General features: G+C 70.2%; 22 protein-coding genes. 10 read left to right on the top strand and 12 right to left on the bottom strand.

Annotation, left to right across the window (positions count from 1 at the left end; genetic code table 11):
• From ACK5KK_RS16180 to ACK5KK_RS16200, 5 genes are all read left to right on the top strand, one after another.
• The coding region (locus ACK5KK_RS16180; protein WP_416891108.1) for an acetyl-CoA carboxylase biotin carboxyl carrier protein subunit at positions 1-515 on the top strand (515 nt) is incomplete at its 5' end.
• Between the two features lie 9 nt (positions 516-524).
• Positions 525-1,685: an acyl-CoA dehydrogenase family protein gene (locus ACK5KK_RS16185; RefSeq protein ID WP_416891109.1), complete on the top strand. Its 1,161-nt coding sequence runs from the start codon at positions 525-527 to the stop codon at positions 1,683-1,685.
• Positions 1,682-2,188: a MaoC family dehydratase gene (locus tag ACK5KK_RS16190; protein ID WP_416891110.1), complete on the top strand. Its 507-nt coding sequence runs from the start codon at positions 1,682-1,684 to the stop codon at positions 2,186-2,188. Before ACK5KK_RS16185 ends, ACK5KK_RS16190 begins: the two co-directional genes overlap by 4 nt.
• Entirely contained in the window at positions 2,185-3,012 is an 828-nt protein-coding gene (locus tag ACK5KK_RS16195; protein ID WP_416891111.1) for an HpcH/HpaI aldolase/citrate lyase family protein, read from the top strand. The genes ACK5KK_RS16190 and ACK5KK_RS16195 overlap by 4 nt, the downstream gene beginning before the upstream one ends.
• A 98-nt stretch (positions 3,013-3,110) precedes the next feature.
• Complete coding sequence (locus ACK5KK_RS16200; RefSeq protein WP_416891112.1) at positions 3,111-4,739, top strand: tannase/feruloyl esterase family alpha/beta hydrolase; 1,629 nt, start codon at positions 3,111-3,113, stop codon at positions 4,737-4,739.
• Between the two features lie 23 nt (positions 4,740-4,762).
• Here ACK5KK_RS16200 and ACK5KK_RS16205 read toward each other — a convergent pair whose 3' ends face one another.
• The 3 genes from ACK5KK_RS16205 to ACK5KK_RS16215 all read right to left on the bottom strand — a co-directional run bounded on the left by ACK5KK_RS16205 (position 4,763) and on the right by ACK5KK_RS16215 (position 7,470).
• Entirely contained in the window at positions 4,763-5,443 is a 681-nt protein-coding gene (locus ACK5KK_RS16205) for an SDR family NAD(P)-dependent oxidoreductase (RefSeq protein ID WP_416891113.1), read from the bottom strand.
• A gap of 117 nt (positions 5,444-5,560) precedes the next feature.
• A complete protein-coding gene (locus tag ACK5KK_RS16210) occupies positions 5,561-6,226 on the bottom strand; it encodes a response regulator (RefSeq protein ID WP_416891114.1) in 666 nt (221 codons plus the stop codon).
• Entirely contained in the window at positions 6,223-7,470 is a 1,248-nt protein-coding gene (locus ACK5KK_RS16215; protein ID WP_416891115.1) for a sensor histidine kinase, read from the bottom strand. The genes ACK5KK_RS16210 and ACK5KK_RS16215 overlap by 4 nt, the downstream gene beginning before the upstream one ends.
• Positions 7,471-7,624: 154 nt before the next feature.
• Here ACK5KK_RS16215 and ACK5KK_RS16220 point away from each other — a divergent pair, with 154 nt between their 5' ends.
• From ACK5KK_RS16220 to ACK5KK_RS16230, 3 genes are read left to right on the top strand one after another with little or no spacing between them, the layout of a single operon-like run.
• Positions 7,625-8,344 (top strand): ABC transporter ATP-binding protein, encoded by a 720-nt coding sequence (locus ACK5KK_RS16220; protein WP_416891116.1) that lies wholly within the window; start codon positions 7,625-7,627, stop codon positions 8,342-8,344.
• A complete protein-coding gene (locus tag ACK5KK_RS16225; protein ID WP_416891117.1) occupies positions 8,341-9,642 on the top strand; it encodes an ABC transporter permease in 1,302 nt (433 codons plus the stop codon). The genes ACK5KK_RS16220 and ACK5KK_RS16225 overlap by 4 nt, the downstream gene beginning before the upstream one ends.
• Before the next feature lie 41 nt (positions 9,643-9,683).
• Complete coding sequence (locus ACK5KK_RS16230; RefSeq protein ID WP_416891118.1) at positions 9,684-10,160, top strand: DUF2231 domain-containing protein; 477 nt, start codon at positions 9,684-9,686, stop codon at positions 10,158-10,160.
• 173 nt (positions 10,161-10,333) lie between these two features.
• Here ACK5KK_RS16230 and ACK5KK_RS16235 read toward each other — a convergent pair whose 3' ends face one another.
• The 8 genes from ACK5KK_RS16235 to ACK5KK_RS16270 are packed head-to-tail and all read right to left on the bottom strand — an operon-like array spanning position 10,334 to position 18,357.
• Entirely contained in the window at positions 10,334-11,263 is a 930-nt protein-coding gene (locus ACK5KK_RS16235) for a carbohydrate ABC transporter permease (RefSeq protein WP_416891119.1), read from the bottom strand.
• 6 nt (positions 11,264-11,269) lie between these two features.
• Entirely contained in the window at positions 11,270-12,172 is a 903-nt protein-coding gene (locus tag ACK5KK_RS16240; RefSeq protein ID WP_416891120.1) for a carbohydrate ABC transporter permease, read from the bottom strand.
• A gap of 36 nt (positions 12,173-12,208) precedes the next feature.
• The gene (locus ACK5KK_RS16245) at positions 12,209-13,528 is read right to left on the bottom strand and encodes an ABC transporter substrate-binding protein (protein ID WP_416891121.1); all 1,320 of its coding nucleotides are present in this window, start codon (positions 13,526-13,528) and stop codon (positions 12,209-12,211) included.
• 27 nt (positions 13,529-13,555) lie between these two features.
• Positions 13,556-13,939 (bottom strand): cupin domain-containing protein, encoded by a 384-nt coding sequence (locus ACK5KK_RS16250; protein ID WP_416891122.1) that lies wholly within the window; start codon positions 13,937-13,939, stop codon positions 13,556-13,558.
• Positions 13,936-14,826, bottom strand: coding sequence for a 3-hydroxy-5-phosphonooxypentane-2,4-dione thiolase (gene lsrF / locus ACK5KK_RS16255; RefSeq protein ID WP_416891123.1), 891 nt, complete (start codon positions 14,824-14,826; stop codon positions 13,936-13,938). Before lsrF ends, ACK5KK_RS16250 begins: the two co-directional genes overlap by 4 nt.
• 33 nt (positions 14,827-14,859) lie before the next feature.
• Positions 14,860-16,467: an FGGY family carbohydrate kinase gene (locus tag ACK5KK_RS16260; RefSeq protein ID WP_416891124.1), complete on the bottom strand. Its 1,608-nt coding sequence runs from the start codon at positions 16,465-16,467 to the stop codon at positions 14,860-14,862.
• Positions 16,464-17,483 carry an NAD(P)-dependent oxidoreductase gene (locus tag ACK5KK_RS16265; protein ID WP_416891125.1) on the bottom strand — a complete coding sequence of 340 codons (1,020 nt, stop codon included), beginning with the start codon at positions 17,481-17,483 and terminating at the stop codon, positions 16,464-16,466. The genes ACK5KK_RS16260 and ACK5KK_RS16265 overlap by 4 nt, the downstream gene beginning before the upstream one ends.
• A gap of 25 nt (positions 17,484-17,508) precedes the next feature.
• Positions 17,509-18,357, bottom strand: a complete 849-nt coding sequence (locus tag ACK5KK_RS16270; protein WP_416891126.1) for a GntR family transcriptional regulator — start codon at positions 18,355-18,357, stop codon at positions 17,509-17,511.
• 358 nt (positions 18,358-18,715) lie between these two features.
• On the opposite strand from ACK5KK_RS16270, the gene ACK5KK_RS16275 reads away from it, so the two are divergent.
• Together ACK5KK_RS16275 and ACK5KK_RS16280 are read left to right on the top strand one after the other, a co-directional pair.
• Positions 18,716-19,789: a hypothetical protein gene (locus ACK5KK_RS16275; RefSeq protein ID WP_416891127.1), complete on the top strand. Its 1,074-nt coding sequence runs from the start codon at positions 18,716-18,718 to the stop codon at positions 19,787-19,789.
• A 127-nt stretch (positions 19,790-19,916) separates the two neighbouring features.
• Positions 19,917-20,216, top strand: a complete 300-nt coding sequence (locus tag ACK5KK_RS16280) for a hypothetical protein (RefSeq protein ID WP_416891128.1) — start codon at positions 19,917-19,919, stop codon at positions 20,214-20,216.
• Here the strand turns inward: ACK5KK_RS16280 and ACK5KK_RS16285 are convergent.
• The gene (locus tag ACK5KK_RS16285) at positions 20,198-20,590 is read right to left on the bottom strand and encodes a nuclear transport factor 2 family protein (RefSeq protein ID WP_416891129.1); all 393 of its coding nucleotides are present in this window, start codon (positions 20,588-20,590) and stop codon (positions 20,198-20,200) included. The genes ACK5KK_RS16280 and ACK5KK_RS16285 overlap by 19 nt on opposite strands.
• Positions 20,591-20,809: the final 219 nt, after the last annotated feature.

Consider the following 20,809-nt stretch of genomic DNA (forward strand, 5'->3'; position numbering starts at 1 on the left):
TGGGCCGCGCCGGGTGGGCGGGCCCGCTGTGGCGCGCCGGCACCGGGTGGCGCGCCGGTGCGCGCACGGCCCCCGTCCCGGTGTTCGCCGAGACCGGCGAGGGCTCCCTCGTCGAAGCGGATGCCGCCGATGCCGCCGCAGACCCCAGCATCCGCACCGCCCTCGCCGACGACGGCCGGGTCTGGGTGCACACCCGCGCCGGCACGTGGGCGCTGCGTCCGCGCACCCGGCGCGACGCGATGGGGCACCGCCGGGCCGCCACCGGATCGCCCGAGAGCACGACCGACCCCGACCTGCGCGCCCCGCTGCCGGGCACGGTCGTCGCGGTGCACGTCACCGACGGCGCGGCGGTGACGGCCGGCCAGCGGCTCGTCACGATCGAGGCGATGAAGATGGAGCATCCGATCACCGCACCCCACGACGGCCTCGCCCGCGTCGCGGTCGCCACAGGCGCGCAAGTGCGCCGCGACGAGATCGTCGCGCACGTGTCCCCCGAACCGACATCCCCCCACTGAGGAGCACCCATGGACGCCTACGACCTCACCGACGAGGAACGCGAACTGGCCGGGACGGTGCGGGCGTTCGCCGACGACATCGTCGCCCCCCGCGCCTACGAAGCGGACCGGCATCGCGCCCTTCCCCTCGACGTCGTCGCGCACATGGGCGAGCTGGGCCTGTTCGGTCTGCCCTTTCCCGAGGAGGTGGGCGGCCAGGGCGGTACGTTCTTCGCGCTGTGCCTGGCGATCGAAGCCCTCGCCCGCGTCGACCAGTCCATCGCGATCACACTGGAGGCCGCCGTCAGTCTGGGCGCGATGCCGGTGTACCGGTTCGGCACCCCCGATCAGCGCGAGGACCTGCTCCCCGACCTGCTCGCCGGCCGCGCGCTGGCCGGGTTCGGGCTCACCGAGGCGGAGGCGGGGTCCGATGCCGGCGCCACCCGCACCACCGCCCGCCTCGACGGCGACGACTGGGTGATCGAGGGTTCGAAACAGTTCATCACCAACTCGGGCACCGACATCTCTCGGTTCGTGACGATCACCGCCGTCACCGGCGGGTCGGGCGACCGAAAGGAGATCTCCACGATCGTCGTGCCCCACGGCACGCCCGGGTTCACGGTCGAGCCCGGGTACGACAAGGTCGGGTGGCTTGCCTCCGACACCCACCCGCTCACGTTCCGCAGCGCACGGGTCCCGCGCGGGAACCTCCTCGGCGAGCGCGGCCGGGGCCTGTCGAACGTCCTCGGGGTGCTCGACGAGGGCCGCGTCGCGATCGCCGCCCTCGCCACCGGCGCCGCCGAGGGTTGCCTGGAGCAGGCCCTCGCGTACGCCGACGCGCGCACGGCGTTCGGGGCGACACTGTCGAGCCGGCAAAGCATCCAGTTCACCCTGGCGCGCATGCACGCGCGCGTGCACACGGCTCGGCTGGCCTGGCATCACGCGGCCCGGCAGCGCGACGCGGGCGCGGCGTTCGCGACGTCGGCGGCGGTGGCGAAGATGACCGCGAGCGATGCCGCGATGGATAATGCTCGCGACGACACACAGATCTTCGGAGGCAACGGATTCATGAACGAGTACACAGTCGCGCGTCACTTCCGCGACTCGAAGATCCTCGAGATCGGCGAGGGCACCACCGAGGTGCAGTTGCTCGTGATCGCCCGCGCCCTCGGACTCGGGGCCCGCTCGTGAACGCCGTCGGGCAGGGGACCGGGAACGCGATCACACAGCGCGGGCTCTACTATGAGGAGTTCGCCGTCGGCGCCCGGTACCTGCACCGCCCCGGGCGCACCGCGACCGAGGCCGACAACGTGCTGTTCTCGTCGCTCACGATGAACACGCAGCCGCTGCACCTGGATGCCGCGTACGCCGGGGCAGAGACGTTCGGGCAGCGGGTGATGAACTCGATGTGGACGCTCTCGACGATGATCGGCGCGTCGGTGGGCCAGCTCACACTGGGCACCCTCGTCGCGCAGGTGTCGCTGACGGATGTGGAGTTTCCGCATCCGCTGCTGCCCGGCGACACCCTGTACACCGACACCGAGATCGTCGCGACCCGGCCCTCGGGCTCCCGCCCGCGCCAGGGCGTGGTGACGATGCGGCACACCGGGCGCACGCAGACCGGCGCGGTCGTCGCGCGGGCCACCCGCGTCGCCCTGATGTGGCGCCGCCCCGACGAGGAGGGCGAACGGTGAGCGCCCTCGACCACGGGCCCGCGCTGCTGTTCTGCCCCGCCGACCGACCCGACCGCATCCACAAGGCGCTCGCCCGCGCCGACGCGGTGATCGTCGACCTCGAGGACGCGGTGGCCGATGCCGCCAAGCCCGCCGCACGGGAGGCTCTCGTGGCGGCCGATCTCGACCCCGACCGGGTGATCGTGCGGGTGAACCGGGCCGGAACGGCCGACCGCGACGCCGACCTCACCGCCCTGGCCCAGACCCGGCTGCGCACCGTCATGCTCGCGAAAGCGTCGAGCGCCGCCGACGTGGACGGTGTGGACGGCGGATTCGAGGTGGTCGCGCTGTGCGAGACGGCGGCGGGGGTGCAGGCGGTCGCCGAGCTGGCCGCCCGTCCCACGGTGGTCGCGCTCATGTGGGGCGCGGAGGATCTCGTCGCCTCGCTCGGCGGATCCTCCAGCCGGCACCCATCCGGCGGCTACCGCGACGTGGCACGGTTCGCGCGGGCGCAGGTGCTGCTGGCGGCGGGGGCGCACGGCAAGGCCGCCATCGACGCCGTCCACCTCGACATCCACGACGAGGCGGGTCTGGCCGCCGAGGCCGCCGACGCCGCCGCGAGCGGGTTCGCCGCGACCGCCTGCATCCACCCCGCCCAGGTGGAGACCGTCCGCACCGCGTACCGGCCCAGCGACGAGACGATCGTGTGGGCGCGGGATTTGCTGGCCGCCGGCCGCGGTCAGGGCGGCGTGTTCGCGTTCCGCGGCGGAATGGTCGACGAGCCGGTGCTGCGCCAGGCCCGCCGCACGCTGGCGCGCGCGGGGTGCGCTGACCCACCGCGATGAGAGACCTCTCATAGTCGGTTCCGTCGGTGGCCGCGCGAATATGCTCAGCCTCACAGGGGTTCAGAACCTTCGTGCATCCAGGCCATCGGGGAGGCATCATGCGACGCATCACGACCTTTGCGACCGTCATCGCTGTCGTCGCGTTGGGCATGGGAGCGCTCACAGCGGGCAGCGCGGCATCCGGCGACGGACGCGGCCACGCACCGCGGCTGACCGAGCAGCGCTGCGACGGTTTCGCCGACCTCACGATCCCGGCGCGGAAGATCGCGCTGCCGACGACCGGGGCTCGCATCACCAGTGCGACCTGGGTGGCCACCGCGGGCGGACGGTGCCGCGTCGTGGGGCACATCGATCCCGTCGATGCGTCCGCTCCGGGCATCGAGTTCCAGGTGAACCTCCCCGCGAACTGGAACCGTCGTGCGTTGCAGATGGGCGGTGGCGGATACGACGGCACGCTCATCACCGGGCTCGACGCGTACCAGCTGCAGCCGGTCGGCCAGCGCACGCCGCTGGAACAGGGGTTCGTCACGCTGGGGTCCGACGGCGGGCACACCGGCGTCGGCTTCGATTCCGCCTTCGGCCTCAACGACGAGGCCCTGGCCGACTACGGCACCGACTCGATCAAGAAGACCCACGACGCCGCAATGGTGCTGATGCGCGCGGCGTACCAGAAGCAGCCGCGATACTTCTACTTCATCGGTTTCTCGCAGGGCGGCCACGAGGCGATCAACGCCGCCGGCCTGTACCCCAAGGACTACGACGGTGTCGTCGCCGGCACCCCCGCATACAACGTCGCCATGATGCACGCGGGGGTCGGATCGGTGTATCGCGACGCGTTGTACCGAGACGGCGGCGTCGGCTGGCTCACCCCCACCCAAACGCAGATGCTGGTCGACGCCGTCTATGACACCTGCGATCCCCTCGACGGACTGGCCGACGGGATCATCTCCGACACCGCCACGTGCCTCACCACCTTCGACGTCGAGACGTTGCGCTGCGCGTACGGCGACGCGGCCGGCGACTCGTGTCTGTCGGATGCCCAGATCGAGACGACCCGGACGCTCGCGGGCGAGCACGACCTCGGGTTCGAGATCGCCGGGAACAGCATCGTGCCCGCCAGCCCCATCTACTACGGGGGCACCTACGAGCGGTTCACGCTGGGCACCTCGCCGCAGCCGCCCTATCCCGTGGACGGCACCCAGGCGTTCCACTACACGGTGCTCAACGCGATCGCCACCAACATCATCACGCGCGACCCCGCCTACGACACCCGCGAGTTCGACCTCGACGAGTGGTCCGATCGCATTCAGGAGGTCGGCGAGATCCTCGACAGCACCGATGTCGACCTGTCGGCGTTCGCCCGCCGCGGCGGCAAGATGATCCTCACCACGGGGCTCGCCGACGACGGCGTGCTGCCCGAGAACACCCGCGCGTTCTACGAGCGACAGGTGGACGCGTTCGGCGAGCGCCGGGTGGACCGGTTCCTGAAGTACTACGAGATGCCCGGCTTCTCGCACGGTTTCGGGCCGTTCTCGGCGACGTACGACGCCCTCCCGGCTCTGATGGACTGGGTCGAGCACCGTCAGGCGCCCGAAGACCTGGTGATGATCGACGCGAACGAGGCCACCGCCGGCCGCACCCGCCCGATGTGCGAGTACCCGCAGTGGCCGCAGTACACCGGCTCCGACCCCGACGCCGCATCCTCGTTCGCCTGCGTCACCGGCTGAGGCCGCGGCCCGGCACCGGGCCACTACATCGAGGTGACGCCGCGAAGGCGATGACCGACGGCGATCGACTCGCCGCTGACGGCGGCGGCGCGGGGCGATGCCAGGAACGCGACCACGTCGGCGATCTGCTCCGGGCTCGACTCGCCGCCGCGCCCGGGGCCGACCTCATCGCGCGGTTCGGCCGACACGGTGCCGGGGCTGACGACGTTGACGGTCACGCCGGTGCCTGCATACGCGTCGGCCAGGTTCTTCGCGGTGAGGATGAGCGCGGCGTTGCGCACCGAACCGCGCACGTTTCCGGTCATGAAGGCGTTCTGTCCGCTGACGCCGATGACGCGCCCCGCGCCGCGCTCGCGCATGAGGGGGAGGACGGCGTTCGCGACCCGCAGGAACACCATCGCCTTCTCATCGATCGCCTGCAGCACAGCGTCCGGGTCGGCGTTGTGCGCGGCATCCAGGGTTCGAGCGCTCGGCGCGGCGGAGATCACCGCTACGTCGAGGTGGCCGTGATCTCGGACGACGTCCTCGATCCCGGAGTCGACGGAGCTGGCGTCACGGGCATCCATGAAGAGGTCGGCGTCGTCGCCGCGCGCCGCCGCGATGACGGTGGCACCTTCCGCTCGGAGCGCGGCGACGATCGCCGTGCCCACCAGTCCCGTTCCGCCCACGACAAGGGCGACCTTTCCCTGCAGTCCCAGATCCATGGTGCCGGTCAGCCCTGCCGGTCCCCCGCGCTGCGGTCCGCGATCATCATCATGGTGTGCCCCTTCGCTCCCGTCACAGTCTGCCACTTCGCGCAAACTGACCAACGAGGGGAGCCGTCACCGGCCGGTGATCAGGCCGTGCTCGTACGCAAAGATCACGCACTGGGCACGGTCGTGGGCGCCGATCTTGGCCATGATGCGCTTGACGTGAGTCTTCGCGGTGTGCGGGGAGATGAACAGCGTGCGGGCGATGTCGTCGTTCGACTCGCCCCGCGCGATCAGGACGAGGATCTCGTTCTCGCGGGCCGTGAGCTCGGGCACACGGAAGCCGGATCCCGTGGACTCGACGCGCTCATCGACCCGCAGATAGCGGTCGATGAGCCCGCGGGTGGCGACCGGCGACAGCAGCGCATCACCGGCGTCGACGGCGCGGAGCGCGCGAACCAGGTCGTCGGGCTCGGCGCCCTTACCCACGAACCCGCTGGCCCCAGCTCGCAGCGCCGCGACGACGTACTCGTCCTCCTCGAACGTCGTGAGGATGAGCACGCGCGTACTCTCCAGCGCGGCGTCACGGCAGATGAGGCCGGTCGCCTCGATGCCGTCCATCACCGGCATCCGGATGTCCATCAGCACGATATCGGGGCGCAGCTGTCGCGCGAGGTCGTACGCGGCCTGCCCGGTCTCGGCCTGCCCGACGATCTCGATGTCGGGTTCGCTGCCGATGATCTGAACGATGGCGGTGCGGATGAGGGCTTGGTCGTCCACGACGAGCACACGGATCATCGCGCCGCCCCGTCCGCAGCATCCGGCCGGGGCGGCGGCAGCACCACATCCACCCGGAACACGCCTGCGTGCTGCGAGATATCGATCGTCCCGCCGAGCGCGGCGACGCGTTCGCGCATGCCGAGGATGCCGTGCCCCGGCGGCCGGTCGGCGGCTCCTTCAGCAGCGGCCGGGTTCGTGACGACCAAGTGCACCGCGTCGTCACGGTGTTCCAGCCACACATGCGCGCGGTCGTCGGCGCCGTGCTTGCCTGCGTTGGTGAGGCACTCCTGCACCAGGCGGTAGACCGTCTCGTCGACCGCGGTCGGGATGCCGTCACCCCGGCCGCCTTCGTGACGAACCGTGACGGCAAGTCCGGACCGTTCGAACGACGCATACAGTCCGTCGAGCTGCGCGATTCCCGGTACCGGTCCCCGAGGCGCGGCCTCGTCGGGGGCGCGGAGCGTGGCGAGCAGGTCGCCGATCTCACCGAGCACGTCGCGGGAGGCGGCGCGGGCGGTCGCCAGGGCGGCGCGGGCAGCGTCGGGGTCGGTGGTCAAGGTGCGGTCGGCAACGCCGGCGTTGAGGCTGATCACCGAGATCTGGTGGGCGACGGTGTCGTGCAGATCGCGCGCGATCCGGAGGCGGTCTTCGGCGACGCGGCGTGAGGCCTCGGCGTCGCGGGTCTGTTCGGCCAGTTCCGCCCGTTGCACGATCTGGTCGATCCAGGCGCGACGCGTGCGGGTGGCGTCCCCGAGGGCGGCGCACAGCGCGAGGGTCGTCAGGATGAGGACGCTGAACGGATGCTGTTCGGCCGAGTCCTGCCAGAACGGGACGGGCGCCGACGTGACCGTGGCGTACTTCGCGGCAGATTCCTGCCAGAACGCCACCGGCACCATCGCGACGACGAGAGCCAGGGTCGTGAGCACCACCGTGCGCCGCGGATACCGGATGGCGATGGTGAACAGCGCGATGCCGCTCGGGATCGCCGCGAACGGGCTGACACCGAGCAGGAACGTGGTCGCGAAGTAGGCGGCGACGCATCCGGCCAGCGCGGCCCACGGCCAGCGCCGCCGCACGAACATCAGCGCCGCCGGTGCCAACGCGAGCGCGTACGCCCACACCGTCGGCTCGTCGAGGAGGCGACGCAGCGGCCCGATCGTGGCCTGGGCCACGACGATCGCCGCGATCACGTCACGCCCCCAGCCCGGGAGGCGCGCCAGCCCCCGGCGACGTGCGGTCGTGGGAGGGGACGGGTCGGACATGTCCCCAGTATCCGCCCCGGCGGGCCGACGGTGAAGATTCCACATCAGGAATACCCCGCTAGGGGTACGCGGATGACCCGGTGGGGCGACGCGTCGGGGCGCGCCTTCGGAGAGGCTTTTCAGTATTGACGCACACCCACGGAAGGACCTCCGGATGCCTGATGCCACCGGCCCCGCCAACCCCACCGACACGACCCTGCTCGCCGTGAGAGACCTCGAAAAGTCCTACGGCAGCGGCAGCAGCCGCTTCGATGCCCTGCGCGGCATCAGTCTCGACATCCGCGCGGGCGAGAGCCTCGCGATCGTCGGCAAGAGCGGCTCGGGAAAATCCACCCTCATGCACGTGCTGGCACTGCTCGATGAGCCGACCGCGGGCACCGTCGTGCTGGACCGCCGCAACGTGAAGGACCTGAAGCGCTCCGAGCTCAACACGGCCCGCAACAAGACGTTCGGGTTCGTGTTCCAGCAGTTCTTCCTCACCGCGTCGCAAACGGTGCTGGAGAACGTCTCCCTCCCCCTCGCGATCGCCGGCGTCCCGGTCCGTGCCCGGCGGGAACAGGCCCGCGAGGCACTGGAGCAGCTCGGGGTGGTCGACAAGGCCGCCAACAAGGCCACCGACCTCTCCGGCGGACAGAAGCAGCGGGTGGCGATCGCCCGCGCGATCGTGGGCCGCCCCCGGATCATCTTCGCCGACGAACCGACTGGCAACCTCGACAGCGCCACCGGTCAGGTCGTGGAGGACATCCTGTTCACCCTCAATCGGGAACAGGGCATCACCCTTGTCGTCGTCACCCACGACGACGACCTGGCGGCCCGCTGTGACCGCCGGGTGCGGATCCACGACGGCCGCATCGTCGAGGAGGTCGCCCGATGAGGACCACCGATCTGGTGCGCACCGGCATCCGTAACACCTTCCGCGCTCGCGCCCGCACGACGCTCACCGTGCTGGCGATCTTCGTCGGCGCGTTCACCCTCACCCTGACCAGCGGCCTCGGCACCGGCATCAACCGGTACATCGACGACACTGTCGCCGCGATCGGCGGCGGCGATGTGCTGACGGTCACCAAGGTCGCCGACGAGGCGTACGACCCCACCGACACCACCCCGCAGGAGTACGATCCGGATGCCGTCGTCACCGGCGACGGGCCCGCCCGCACCTCGTCCGAGATGATGCGTCAGGACGACCTCGACGCGATCGCCGAGGTCGCCGGGATCGTCGACGTGGAGCCGATCACGCCGGCGCAGCTGGACTATGTGCAGTACGGCGACAGCACCCGGTACACCGCGTCGGTACGCACCCTGACCCCCGGCCAGGAGGTGCAAGCCACCGCGGGCACCGCACCCGACGCCGGCAGCGACGAGCCGCAGGTGTCGCTGCCGCTCGACTACGTCGCACCGCTCGGGTTCGACGGGGCGGCTGACGCGGTCGGCGCCACCCTGACGATCGCCCTCACCGACGGTGCGTTCGTGCAGCACACCGTGGAAGCCGAGATCGTTGCGGTCACGGAAGAAACGCTCGCCGGTCCCGGCGGCGCCAGCCTCCTGACCAACCCGGTGCTCCAGGACGAGCTCGTCGAACTGCAGAACGCCGGGGTCCCCGACGACCAGCTCGACCAGTGGGCGCAGGTGACCGCGACGTTCGATTCCGAGTACACCGCCGAGCAGGTCGACGCGCTGAAGCAGCGTCTGGCCGACGAGGGTTTCGAAGGGACCACGACGGCCGACACGCTCGGGGCGTTCACGACCGTGATCGACACGATCGTGCTCATCCTGAATGCGTTCGCCGGGATCGCTCTGCTGGCTGCGGGGTTCGGGATCGTCAACACGCTGCTGATGAGCGTGCAGGAGCGCACCCGCGAGATCGGCCTGATGAAGGCGATGGGGATGGGCAGCGGGCGCGTGTTCGGACTGTTCAGCATCGAGGCGGTCTTCATCGGGTTCCTCGGCAGCGCGATCGGCGTGGCCGTGGCCGTGCTGGCCGGCACCGCGATCAGCAGCGCGCTCTCGGGCGCGTTCTTGGCGAACCTGCCCGGGCTGACGCTGATCGCGTTCGATCCCGTCACCATCGTCGTCACGATCGGCGTGATCATGGCCGTCGCATTCCTGGCGGGAACCCTCCCGGCAGCCCGGGCCGCGGGGAAAGACCCCGTCGAGGCGCTGCGCTACGAGTGAGCGTCCTTCGTTTCTGACCACGACGTATTCGAGGAGGGTCCATGGACTCGTTCGACTGGGAGCTCGCCGGGCTGCCGCTGCATCCGCTGTTCGTGCACGGCGCGGCCGTGCTCATCCCGCTCGGCGCGCTGACGCTCGCGCTCACCGCCGTCTGGCCCGCGGCCGCCCGCAAGCTCACCTTCCTCACGCCGGTCGTCGGCCTGGCGGCGGCCGTGTTCGCGGTGCTCGCGCACGTCAGCGGCGAGTGGCTGGAGATGCAGGTGACCGCCACGGCCGCGATCGAGGCACACACCTCGCAGGCCGATCTGATGAACCCCGCCGCGTTCGCGCTCATGTTCATGTCGATCGGGCTGTGGTTGTGGCAGCGCTACAGCCGTCCTCCCCGCGACCTGCGTCCGCGGACGCGCCGGGTCGTGAGCGTCTTCCTCGGGTTCGCGTCGCTCGTCGTCGCCGTCACCGCGACCGTGATCGTCGCGTTCGTCGGCGACAGCGGCGCCCGCGCTGTCTGGCTCGGCTAGCCCCGCCCCTGCCCCCGCCCCCCGCGAGCCCCCGCCCCGCGAGCCCCTGAGCCGCGAGACTACACCGGCGCTATCGAGACCGCGCGCTATACGCACGGTCTCGATAGCGCGCCTGTAGTCTCGCGGGCTGAGGCCGGGCCGGTCGGGGGCCGGGGCGGGGCCCGGGGGTGGGGCTATTTGACGGCGCCCTGGGTCAGACCGCCGACCAACCACTTCTGGAGGAAGAGAGCGAGCAGGTACACCGGGATGAGTCCGGCGAGGCTCGCCGCCGCCATCTGGCCGAACATCACCTCACGTCCGCCCTGCATCAGCGCGATCCCGACCGGAAGCGTCTGCGCGTTCACGCTCTGCGTGAGCATCAGCGGAATGAGAAAGTCGTTGTACACGAGGATGAACACGATGATCGCGACCGCGACCACGCCGGGGGCGGTCAGCGGCAGGATGACCGACCACAGGGTGCGAATCGGGCCGCATCCGTCCAGTGCAGCCGCTTCGTCGATCTCCTCCGGAATGGCCCGGAAGAAGCCGTCGAGCAGCCAGACCGCGACGGGGGTCAGCAGCAGCCCCTCGATGAGCCCGAGACCGATCACCGAATCCATGAGGTTGGCCGCCCTCATGAGGACGAACAGCGGAATGATCGCCACGACCGGCGGCGCGACGTAGGCCGACACGATCAGCCCCAGCGTCTGTGAGCCGCCGGCGCGCAGACGCGCCATCGCGTAGTTCGCCGGGATCGCGATCAGCAGCGCGACCGCGACGGCGACCAGCGCAACGCCGAGCGAGTTGCGCAGGTACGTCAGAATCGGCCAGTTCTGAAACGCCGCCGTCCAGTTCTCGAACGCGAGCCGCGACGGCAGGATGCGGGTGGAGAGGATGTCGTCGGGACTCTTGAACGACATCCCCACCATGTAGACGATCGGCAGAACCGCGACCGCGATCGCGACGACGATGACCGTCCACTTGACCGCCGTCACAACCCGCGACGGGCGGCCCGGACGTGACGGCGACGACGCGCCGACGGGGCGACTGCGCCGCGCGCGGGGCACGACCACGGCGCGCGTGGTCATGCGATCGACGGGGTTCGAACCAGCTGTGAGTGTCATGGCGGATCACCCTTCCCGGTGCATGCGGTGCCGCACGGCGTTGAGCGGCACGATGACGATCGTGACGAGAACGAGGAAAGCGATGGTCTGTGTGGCGGCGGCGCCGACGTTGAAGGTCTGCAGCGCCGTCCGATAGATCGCGAAGCTGGAAACCGTGGTGTCGAAGCCCGGCCCGCCGCTGGTCATGATGAACACGAGGTCGAAGACCTTGAACGACACGACCAGTTTCAGTAGCAGCACGGTCACCAGGCTCGGGAGCACGAGCGGGAACGTGATCCGCCAGAACGTCTGCCACACCCCGGCTCCGTCGACCTGCGACGCCTCGTACACCTCGGTCGGCAACGTCTGCAGGGCGGCGAAGACGAGCAGCACACAGAACGGCGTCCATTGCCACGCATCGACGACGATCAACGAGATCATCGCTGCCGGACTCGACCCGAGAAAGAGCGCGGGTTCGGACCCGGGGGCGACCGCCTGCCCGATGTTGTTGAGCAGGCCACCGGTGGGCGCGAGCATGAGCTTCCAGATCACGCCGGCCATGACCGGCGGCGTCATCAACGGCAGCAGTAGGAGCACGCGGATGACGCGTCCGCTGCGCACGGCGACATCCAGCGACAGCGCGACCACGAGACCGGCGACCAGGGCGAGCAGCGCCGACGGGATCGCGAAGATGAGCGACCTGCCGAGCGACGGGATGGTGACCCCGTCGCTCAGCAGTGCCGCGAAGTTGGCGAACCCCACCCAATCGGTGAACGGGCGACCCAGCGACGACTCGGAGAACGCCGACGCGACGATGTACGCGAGGGGGTAGATCGCCACGACGGCGATCGTGATCGTCACCGGGGCGAGCAGGGCCCGCCCCGTCCACGGGTGACGGCGGTCGGCACGGGCGTTGACGACCTGCGACATGGCAGTTCCTTCTTCGGAGGGTGGGGTTTCGGTGGCTCAACCGGCGAGCGCCTGCCAGGCGTCCCAGGTCTGATCCATCGCCTGTTGCGCCGTGAGCGAGCCCTGGAACATGAGTGCCAGATTGTCGCTGAGCGACTGGATCATCTCCGGCGCCTGCGGCGACGTCGGCCACGACTGCGCGTTGGGCAGCACCTCGGCCGCGACGGCGGACACCTCGGGCGCGAACTCCACGTATGCCGGGCTGTCGAGTGTGGACGAGCGGATCGGGTCGACGCCGGAGCCGGTGGTGGTGATGAGCTGCTCGTTCATCGCCTTCGACGAGGCGAAAGCGACGAACTGCTTGGCGAGGTCCTGATCGCTCGCGCTCGGGCTGATGCCCATCGCCCATCCGGCGTTGAGCGCCCCCGAGACCGAACCCTCCGGGCCGACCGGGAGCGGCGCGACTCCCCAGCCGTCGACGATCTTCGACTGTTCGGGGTCCTGCGCGAACACCCCCAGGTCGGTCCAGAACTCGATCATGCCGACCGAGCCGGACAGGAACTGCGGCAGCGCCTGCTCGAAGCCGATCTCGAGCGGGCTCGGCAGTGCGTAGGGTGCAGCGTCGAGCATCGACTGCGCGGCCGCGACCGCGGCCGGGGTGTTCAGTTGCGGCATCTGCGGGTCGATCGGGTCGGGCGACATGGTCGCGAGCCGGTTGAAGAACGTCGACCCGATGTTGAAGGCGCTCTTCGATCCGAGCAGCGCACTGCCGTACACGCCATCGGCCTTTTCAGCCTCGGTGATCGTCTTGGCGACCTCGATGTACTCATCCCACGTGGTCGGCACCTCGACACCGTTCCGCTCGAAGATGGCCTTGTTGTAGAACAGCACGTGTGTGTCACCGTCGATCGGCAGGCCGTATGTCGCGCCTTCGTACTGGGTGTACGGCCCGAAGACCGCGTCGATGAAGTCCGGCGAGTCGATGTCTGCGTCGCTGTCCACCCAGTCGGTGATGTCGGCGAGCGCACCCGCCTCGGCGAGTGCCCCCACGGAGGTGTACCAGTACTGGATCACGTCGTAGTTGTTCGTCCCGGATTGCGCATCGAGGATCGCCTTCGTCTGGATCTGGTCATAGGGGACGACCTCCACCTCGACGTCGACCCCGGTGGCCGCTTCGAAGTCGGACTCCAGGATCTTTCCGGCGCCTTCTTGCGGTGCGGCGATGAGAACCTTCAGGGTCTGGGCACCTGCCTCGGTGTTGTCCGAGGTGGCGGCGCATCCGGTGATGATGAGGCCGGTGGCCGATGCCGCGGCGATCGCGGCAGAGAACCGCCGCGTCATCGGGGTGGTGGATGAGGAGCGTCGTTGCGTACTCATGATGCTGTCCTTTCGGGGTGGTGCGGGTCAGAGTTGAGGGTCGGGGGTGGATGCCGAGGGGGTCCACGGTTTGTCGACCTTGTCCCCGTCGGCCCACGGGGTCTTGACGAAGACGGCACGGAAGATCTCGGCAAAGGGATTGCGGATGAAGTGCTCCTCGAGCGGCTCGGCGTGCAGGACGTCGCCGGGGCCGACGAGGACGCACGCGTCCCGGTCGATCCAGATCTCGGCTCGGCCCTCGATGACGATGAACGACTCGGTGTGCCGCTCATGCAGGTGGTTTCCGAACTCGTCGCCCGGCCGCAGGACCACGACACCGAACGCGGCATCGTCGCTGCGCGAGAGGTAGCCGGGACCCCAGTCGCCGAAACGGAGACTCGCGTCGGCGCAGCGCAACACGTCCGCGCTCACGCGAGCACCGCGCCTTCCGCGGCCTCGCGGTACAGTTCGTGTGCTTCGGCAGGGTCGACGTCGTCGTGCACGACGGCCCGGACGGCGCGCATCATGGCCGCCGGGTCGGCGCTCTGGAAGATGTTGCGGCCCATGTCGACCCCGGCGGCACCCGCGCGCACGGCGTTGCTGGCCATCGTGAGGGCATCGAGTTCGGGGAGCTTCTTGCCGCCGGCCATGATCACCGGGACCGGGCACCCCGCGACGACTTCGTCGAATCCTTCGTCGCAGTAGTAGGTCTTCACCAGCTGGGCGCCGAGTTCCGCGATGATCCGGGTGGCAAGGCCCAGGTACCGGGCGTCGCGGGTGAGTTCCTTGCCGACCGCGGTGACGCCCAGCACAGGAATTCCGGTCCGGTACCCCTCGTCGACCAGGGTCGTGAGGTTGCGGATGCTGCGGCTCTCGAACGGACCCCCGACGAAAACCTGCACGGCGACCGCGTCGGCGTTGACCCGCACCGCATCGTCCATCGCCATCGCGGTGTACTCGTCGGAGAGCTCTTTCAGGATCGAGGGCCCGCCGGAGGCTCGGAGGACCAGACCCGATCGGGTGGCGGCGGGGATGGAGGTGCGCAGGGCGCCGCGGGTGCACATGAGGGCATCCGCGGATTCAGCCAGCGGCGCGATGTTGAGGTCGATGCGTTCCAGTCCGGATGTCGGACCCTGGAAGTAGCCGTGGTCGAAGGCCAGCATGACGGTCCGGCCCGTCCGCGGGTCGAGGATGCGGGCGAGTCGGTTCTGCATGCCCCAGTCGAGGCTCGTGGCGCCCCGGATCGCGTGCGAGAAAGTGCGAGCGGGGACGTCGGGATGGAACTGCTTGGCGGTCGCGTTGCCTTCGAGGTCGGCCATGAGCGGTGGACTCCTGTTTCTGTCGGTTCTGATTCAGCCGAGGTTTTCGGCCAGGTGGGCGGGTCGGGCAGGCAGCTCCGCGCCGGCGGTGCGCGCGGCGCCCGGTGGCGTGAACAGTGCGGGCAGGTCGTCCCCCGAGATCGACATGACGTCGCGGTAGACGCGGTGCCAGCGCGCCGAGATCTCGCGATAGGCGTCGCGGTCGCTCGGGTCGGGGTGCACGATGCGGTCGGGGTGCCCCATCGGCGGCAGTGACGCGCCGATGCCGCGGGCGGCGAGTCGGGCCGCACCGTAGGAGGTCGCCTCGGGGGCGGGGGTGACGAGGGTATCGAGGCCGGTCGCGTCGGCGATCACCCGCGGCCACAACGTGCCGGCGCTGGATCCTCCGGTGAACGTCACTGTTCGCTCCGCCAGGGCCCGCCCGTCGGTGAGGGCGGAGAGGATGTCGAGGTGCGCCGCGGCGACGATCGCGGCGGCCTCCTCGATCGCGCGGATGAACGCTCCACGCGACGACGTCGCGGCGTCGTTGATGTCGAAGCCGACGAAGGCCGGAGCCGCCTGGTGCCAGGCATCGGCCTGCATGACGTTGGCCATCGCCGCGATCACCCCGTTCGATCCGGCCGGGATCTGCGCCGCCCACTCCTCCATCAACGCGAACGCGGAGGTGCCGCGGGATGCGGCGAGCGCGACGGCATCGGGGCACATCGCGTCGCGGAACCACCGCATCGCGAGCCCCGACAAAAAGCCGATGCCCTCCACCATCCAGGTGTTGGGTGACACGTGGCACAGTGTCCGCAGCCGTCGTTCCGGGTCGATCAGCGGTTCGGCCACCACGGCGGTCGTCTGCCAGAACGTGCCCGCGACGATGGTCGGCGCGCCCGGCCGGGCGTCGATGCCGTGCAGCGCGAGTTGCGTGTCGGCGCCGCCGGCGACCACGGGCGTTCCCGCCGGGAGGCCCGTGGTCGCTGCGGCGGCAGCGGTGACGCCTCCGATGACCGCGCCGCATTCGACGACGGCGGGCAGGATGCCGGGGTTCACGCCGACTGCGCGCGCCAGGTCCTCGGACCAGCCCCGCGTGCGCAGATCGAACAGCGCCGAACTCGATCCGCAGGTCGGTTCGGTGACGAACCTGCCGGTGAGCCGCGTCGCGACCCAGTCACTGAGCATCCCGATGTGGCGGGCACGGGCGATGATGTCGGGACGGTGGCGCGCGATCCACCGCACCCGGGAGGGCGCGGTGATCGACACCCAGTCCCCCGCGATGCGGTAGATCTCGTCGGCGATGCCCTCCCGGACGAGGTCGTCAGCTTCGGCGCGAGCGCGGCCGTCGGTGTTCGGGCAGGCCCACAGTTCGACGCCGTCAGCGTCGTAGAGCACGAACCCTTCGCGCATGCTCGATGCGGCGACGGCGGCGACCGGTCGACCGTCGAGGGAGTCGACCACCGTTCGGATCGAGGTCGAGATCGCGTTCCACCCGTTGTCGGTGTCGAAGACGGTGCCCCCGGGGTGGCCGGGGACGGGCGCGTGCGACCATTCCTGCGAGGCGTGCGCCACGAGTCGTCCCTCGATATCGAATGCGAGTGCGCGGGCCGACCCGGTACCGGCGTCGATCGCCAGGAAGACGGGACCGGAGGCGGTCATCGTTCCCACCTCAGCGGATGGCCGCCCAGGTGGGCCTGGATCTCGGAGGCCAGCATGTCAGCGCCACGCGCGAGGGTCTCATAAGTGGCGCCGGCCAGGTGGGGGGTGAGCAACAGATTGGGCTGGGCGACCAACTCACGCCACGGGCCGTCCGGTTCATTGACGTCGAGAGCGATGCCAGACAGGTGACCGCTGCGGAGGGCGCCGAGCATGGCCTGTTCGTCCACGAGCGACTCCCGCGCGGTATTGATCAGGAACGACCCCTGCGGCATCCGAGCGATCTCGCGCGCTCCGATGATGTGCCGGTTGTCGGCCGTCGCCCGGGCGTGCACGCTGACGACGTCGCTGGCGGCGAGCAGGTCGTTCAAGTCGGTGACGATCTCGACATCCGCGGCCGAGGACGGGTCGACGTACGGGTCGTAGGCGGCGACGGTCGCGCCGAGCGCGAGGGCACGGGCGGCGACCAGCCGTGCGACGTTGCCGTACCCGACCAGGCCGAGGCGCAGCCCGCCGATCTCGCGCCCGAACCAGCGGGCACCCTCGAAAGTCGACTCCGCGAGGGGCCGCCCGTCGGCGACACGGTCGTCGACGTCGCGGACGGATGCCGGCACGTTGCGCACGAGTGAGATCAGGAACCCGATGGTGAGGTCGGCGACGGCTTCGGCGTTCTTCCCGGGAGTGGTCGTCACACGGATACCACGGCTGCGGGCTGCCTCGAGGTCGATGTTGACGGGGCCGCCGCGGGCGCAGCCGAGCAACCGCAGGTCGGGCAGCCCGGCGATCACCTCGGCGGTGAACGGCGCCGCGTGGAAGGCGACGATCTCGTAGCCCTGCGCAAGTCGGGCCACCTCGGCGGGGTCGCCCTCGTACTCCGAGATCGCGGTGGCATCCCAGGTCGGCTGGGCGACGGTCATCGTCACTGCGTCGGCGTCCAGCCCGCGCCGGGTGAACGCGGAGCGAAAGACGTCGGCGGACATGTAGCTGTCGCCGATGATGAGGATGCGTGGGTCGGCCATCGAATCTCCTGAAGTCGTGGTGAGGTCAACGGGTGGGACGCGGGGATGAGGGGCTGCGCGCCGCGTCCGGCCGCGACGAGGTGGGGTATCGACCGGAGGCGCTCTCGTGCGACATCCCGCCGGCGTCGAACCCCGTGTCGACGCTGACGCGCATCCGGTCGGTGCGCACGGAGGCGCGGGAGATGTCGATCGGCTCGCCGGTCTGGTCGTAGGCGACCGCGTCGACGACGACGATCGGGTGGCCGACTTCGACCTCAAGCAGAGTTGCGAGAGTGCGGTCCGCCGTCGCGGCCTCGATGGTGCGATGCATCCGGGCGATCCGGGTGCCGACGACGCGGGTGATCGTGGCGTACAGACTGGCGCGCGGATCGCGCAGGTCGGGCAGTATCCCCGCGAGGCGCGCCGGCATGAAATTGGTGACGTGGACGGCCACGCGCGAGCCGACAGAGCGAACCCGCTCGAGGACGAAGCCGGTGCTGTCGCCTCTGGCGATGACGGCGGCGGCCCACGACGGGAGGGGTTCGATACCGCCTCGGAGGATCTGGGAGGTCAATGCGCTGCGGCCGTCTTCGCTGTACTCGCCGAGCAGGCTCGGTGCCGACGGCAGCGTCCAGGCCGACGGGCCCTGCGCTCGTTCGACGAAGGCGCCTTTGCCCTGCCTGCGTGAAATGATCCCGGCGCTCTCAAGTCGCGAGAGTGCTTCGCGGACGGAGGTGCGCGACGCGTCGAAGTAGCCGCACAGCTCGCTCTCGCTGGGGAGGCGGTCACCGGGAACCCAGGTCGCGTCGACAATCTGGGACTCGATCGCGCGCATGATCTGAAACCACAGCGGCGCCGTCGACGCGCGATCGATCGCGGGGAACGTCAGCTTCATGACCGTCTCTCTCACCGAGGATGGGGTAGCCGGGCGGGGCCGCCCCTCGCGGTTCGGCCGCTTTGCCGAACAACTTGTATCAAGTCTGTGGGGGCACCTGTATCCCGTACAGAGACAAGTGGAAACGAATCCTCACCCGTGCCCGCGAGACTCGTTTCTGTCCTTTGACCAGGAAAATGCCCGCGACTTCCTCCCGGCCCGGCACCCATCTCCCGCTCCAGCGGCGCCCGACCCGCACCGCCGACCGATACAAGTTCCCCACCCCTGCCGCACGTCGAAGGGCCGTGCGTGGGCATAGGTCGAGGTACACGACCGGATGCCGGTGGACAGGATGCGGGTCACGCGACAGGGTGGGGGCATGATCGATCTGGCTGACGCTCTGCTGCGGGGTGCGCGCGGCCGTCGGCTACTCCTCGAGTGCGCCAAAAGCGCTGACGAGGCCGTGAGCTCGGCAATGTTCTGGCGCGGGCACCACTTGGACCCCCATCCGGGAACGCTGCTGCGCATCCCCGGTGACGAGGGCGCACCGCCGGCGGACCCTCGCTTCAGCGACGCCGACGTCGCGGCACTCATCGACCGCGCCGACCTCACCGCCGTCGACGCCACGACGGTCAGAGATGCCCTACGGGCATCGATCGACGCCGCCCGATACTGGCAGGAACCGGACGGCGAGGATATCGCTGCGGCGCGCCCAGCGGTCCGGGAGGCGCTGCGTCGGGTCGTCGATCCGGTCGTCGCCGTGGTGCCGGATCCGACCGCGCCGCCCGCGCCGGCGCAGTGGGCCGTGGACTGGCGTGCGCTCGCTGACAGCGCGCCGCTGTCCCCCGACCCGGCGGCCCTCCTCGCCGACTGGACGCGCGATCTGCGAGCGGACGAATCCCGGGCGACCCGCGAGCGTCCCTCCGACCCACGCGCCCCCATGAGCGGGACGTGGTGGTCGGTGCCGACACTTCTCCTGGCCACCCGCAGCAGCATCCCGGACGCCCTGGACCTGATCGAAGACTCCCTGGGCTGGGAGGTCGCGACGGTCGTCCCGGTGCGCGGCGCGGGGCACACGCTCGAGATCCGATCCTCCGAGGACTGGGCCGCCCTGTGCCGCGAGTACCCGGTGGAGGTCACCGCATCCCGCAGGCACGACTGGTTTCGCGTCACCGGACGCGACGGCCGATGGCTGATCCCGGATTGGGAACGCGTCGCGCAGCAGTGGGATGCCGTGCACCTCACCACGCTCGGGTACTTGTCCGCCGCCACGGAACGGATCGAGATCGACGCCGACCACGCCTCGGTGATCGCCGGGTGGGCTCCGGACTCCACGATCTGGCTCCGCGACGTCGCTCGCGAGTGGGGTGAATCACGTCAGGAGTGGGTCCGCTCTCCGGACGATGCGCAGTGGACGCGCCGGCCCGCGCCGCCCGCCGGCGGCGACAGCTGACCGAAGCGCCTCCCCTGCCGAGACTGCGCATACTGTCGCGCGGACCCGCGATCCGGCGCAGTGTGCGCGATCTCGCCGGGGTGGGCGGTGCCCGACGTGCCGGTGGGGCCGCCGGTACGATGGCAGGATGCGTCGCATCCCCGTCGGCTTGATCGTCGCCGCGACCGCCTGCCTCGCGCTCGTGGTCGGCGGTACCGTCATGATGATCATGGCCGTTCCTGGGGAAACGGCATCCTTCGGCTGGTTCGCGTACCAACCGACCGCGGGGATGACGGTCCGCCCCGACGCGCTGATCATCCTGACCCCGTTGACCGGGGCCGGGATTGCGCTGGTCATCCTCGGTCTCGTGCTCCTCGGCGGCATCGTCGGGTTTCTTCTCGGCCGACGCCGCGGGGCGCATCACCCGGGCTACGCTGCGCCGCCGTGAGCGCTGCGGAACGCCTCGCGGATGGGCGCGGTGTCGTAGATGATGTGGAGTCGCTCGATGAGCCCCTTGTTGTCGAGCTCTGCCACGTCGACCACCGTGAACGGGGCCGGTTCCCCGTTGGACAGCGTCCAGTCGAAGTCGAACCAGAAGCTCACGACGGCGCGGTCCTCGACCGTGCCCGTCATCGTGGCCCGCAACGTCAGCACCGAACTCGCCGTGTCGGCGAACAGCATCGGATAGAACTCCGCGGCCGGCATGGTTCCGTACAACGGCGATTCGACGATGCCGCCCTCGGCGAAAAGCGCGATCAGGCGCGCCGGGTCAGCGGCCTCCACCCCCGCGAGGTACTCGTCCACCATTCGACCGATGTCCATCGGGCCTACCCCTCTCCGTCGCGCTTTCGAGCGTTCCCGTGCGACGCTACCGCGCCGCGGGAAGACGGCGGGCCGGGGAGGCGGGGTCAGAGGGCCTGATGCGCGTTGGCCAGCGGGTCTGGACGCCTTCGCGAGGTGAGCGCCGTCGGACCCGATCCGGCCATCGACCGGCGCCGACCCCTCGACTCCGACCGCGTCACACCCGGGACGACCTGACAG

This window comes from Microbacterium sp. (assembly GCF_047972865.1).
Lineage (GTDB): Bacteria > Actinomycetota > Actinomycetes > Actinomycetales > Microbacteriaceae > Microbacterium.

Coding starts and splice junctions, on each gene's coding strand:
- ACK5KK_RS16185 (WP_416891109.1), top strand. CDS start 525: ATGGACGCCTACGACCTCACCGACGAGGAACGCGAACTGGCCGGGACG.
- ACK5KK_RS16200 (WP_416891112.1), top strand. CDS start 3,111: ATGCGACGCATCACGACCTTTGCGACCGTCATCGCTGTCGTCGCGTTG.
- ACK5KK_RS16205 (WP_416891113.1), bottom strand. CDS start 5,443: ATGGATCTGGGACTGCAGGGAAAGGTCGCCCTTGTCGTGGGCGGAACG.
- ACK5KK_RS16210 (WP_416891114.1), bottom strand. CDS start 6,226: ATGATCCGTGTGCTCGTCGTGGACGACCAAGCCCTCATCCGCACCGCC.
- ACK5KK_RS16215 (WP_416891115.1), bottom strand. CDS start 7,470: ATGTCCGACCCGTCCCCTCCCACGACCGCACGTCGCCGGGGGCTGGCG.
- ACK5KK_RS16220 (WP_416891116.1), top strand. CDS start 7,625: ATGCCTGATGCCACCGGCCCCGCCAACCCCACCGACACGACCCTGCTC.
- ACK5KK_RS16225 (WP_416891117.1), top strand. CDS start 8,341: ATGAGGACCACCGATCTGGTGCGCACCGGCATCCGTAACACCTTCCGC.
- ACK5KK_RS16230 (WP_416891118.1), top strand. CDS start 9,684: ATGGACTCGTTCGACTGGGAGCTCGCCGGGCTGCCGCTGCATCCGCTG.
- ACK5KK_RS16235 (WP_416891119.1), bottom strand. CDS start 11,263: ATGACACTCACAGCTGGTTCGAACCCCGTCGATCGCATGACCACGCGC.
- ACK5KK_RS16240 (WP_416891120.1), bottom strand. CDS start 12,172: ATGTCGCAGGTCGTCAACGCCCGTGCCGACCGCCGTCACCCGTGGACG.
- ACK5KK_RS16245 (WP_416891121.1), bottom strand. CDS start 13,528: ATGAGTACGCAACGACGCTCCTCATCCACCACCCCGATGACGCGGCGG.
- lsrF (WP_416891123.1), bottom strand. CDS start 14,826: ATGGCCGACCTCGAAGGCAACGCGACCGCCAAGCAGTTCCATCCCGAC.
- ACK5KK_RS16260 (WP_416891124.1), bottom strand. CDS start 16,467: ATGACCGCCTCCGGTCCCGTCTTCCTGGCGATCGACGCCGGTACCGGG.
- ACK5KK_RS16265 (WP_416891125.1), bottom strand. CDS start 17,483: ATGGCCGACCCACGCATCCTCATCATCGGCGACAGCTACATGTCCGCC.
- ACK5KK_RS16270 (WP_416891126.1), bottom strand. CDS start 18,357: ATGAAGCTGACGTTCCCCGCGATCGATCGCGCGTCGACGGCGCCGCTG.
- ACK5KK_RS16275 (WP_416891127.1), top strand. CDS start 18,716: ATGATCGATCTGGCTGACGCTCTGCTGCGGGGTGCGCGCGGCCGTCGG.
- ACK5KK_RS16280 (WP_416891128.1), top strand. CDS start 19,917: ATGCGTCGCATCCCCGTCGGCTTGATCGTCGCCGCGACCGCCTGCCTC.
- ACK5KK_RS16285 (WP_416891129.1), bottom strand. CDS start 20,590: ATGGACATCGGTCGAATGGTGGACGAGTACCTCGCGGGGGTGGAGGCC.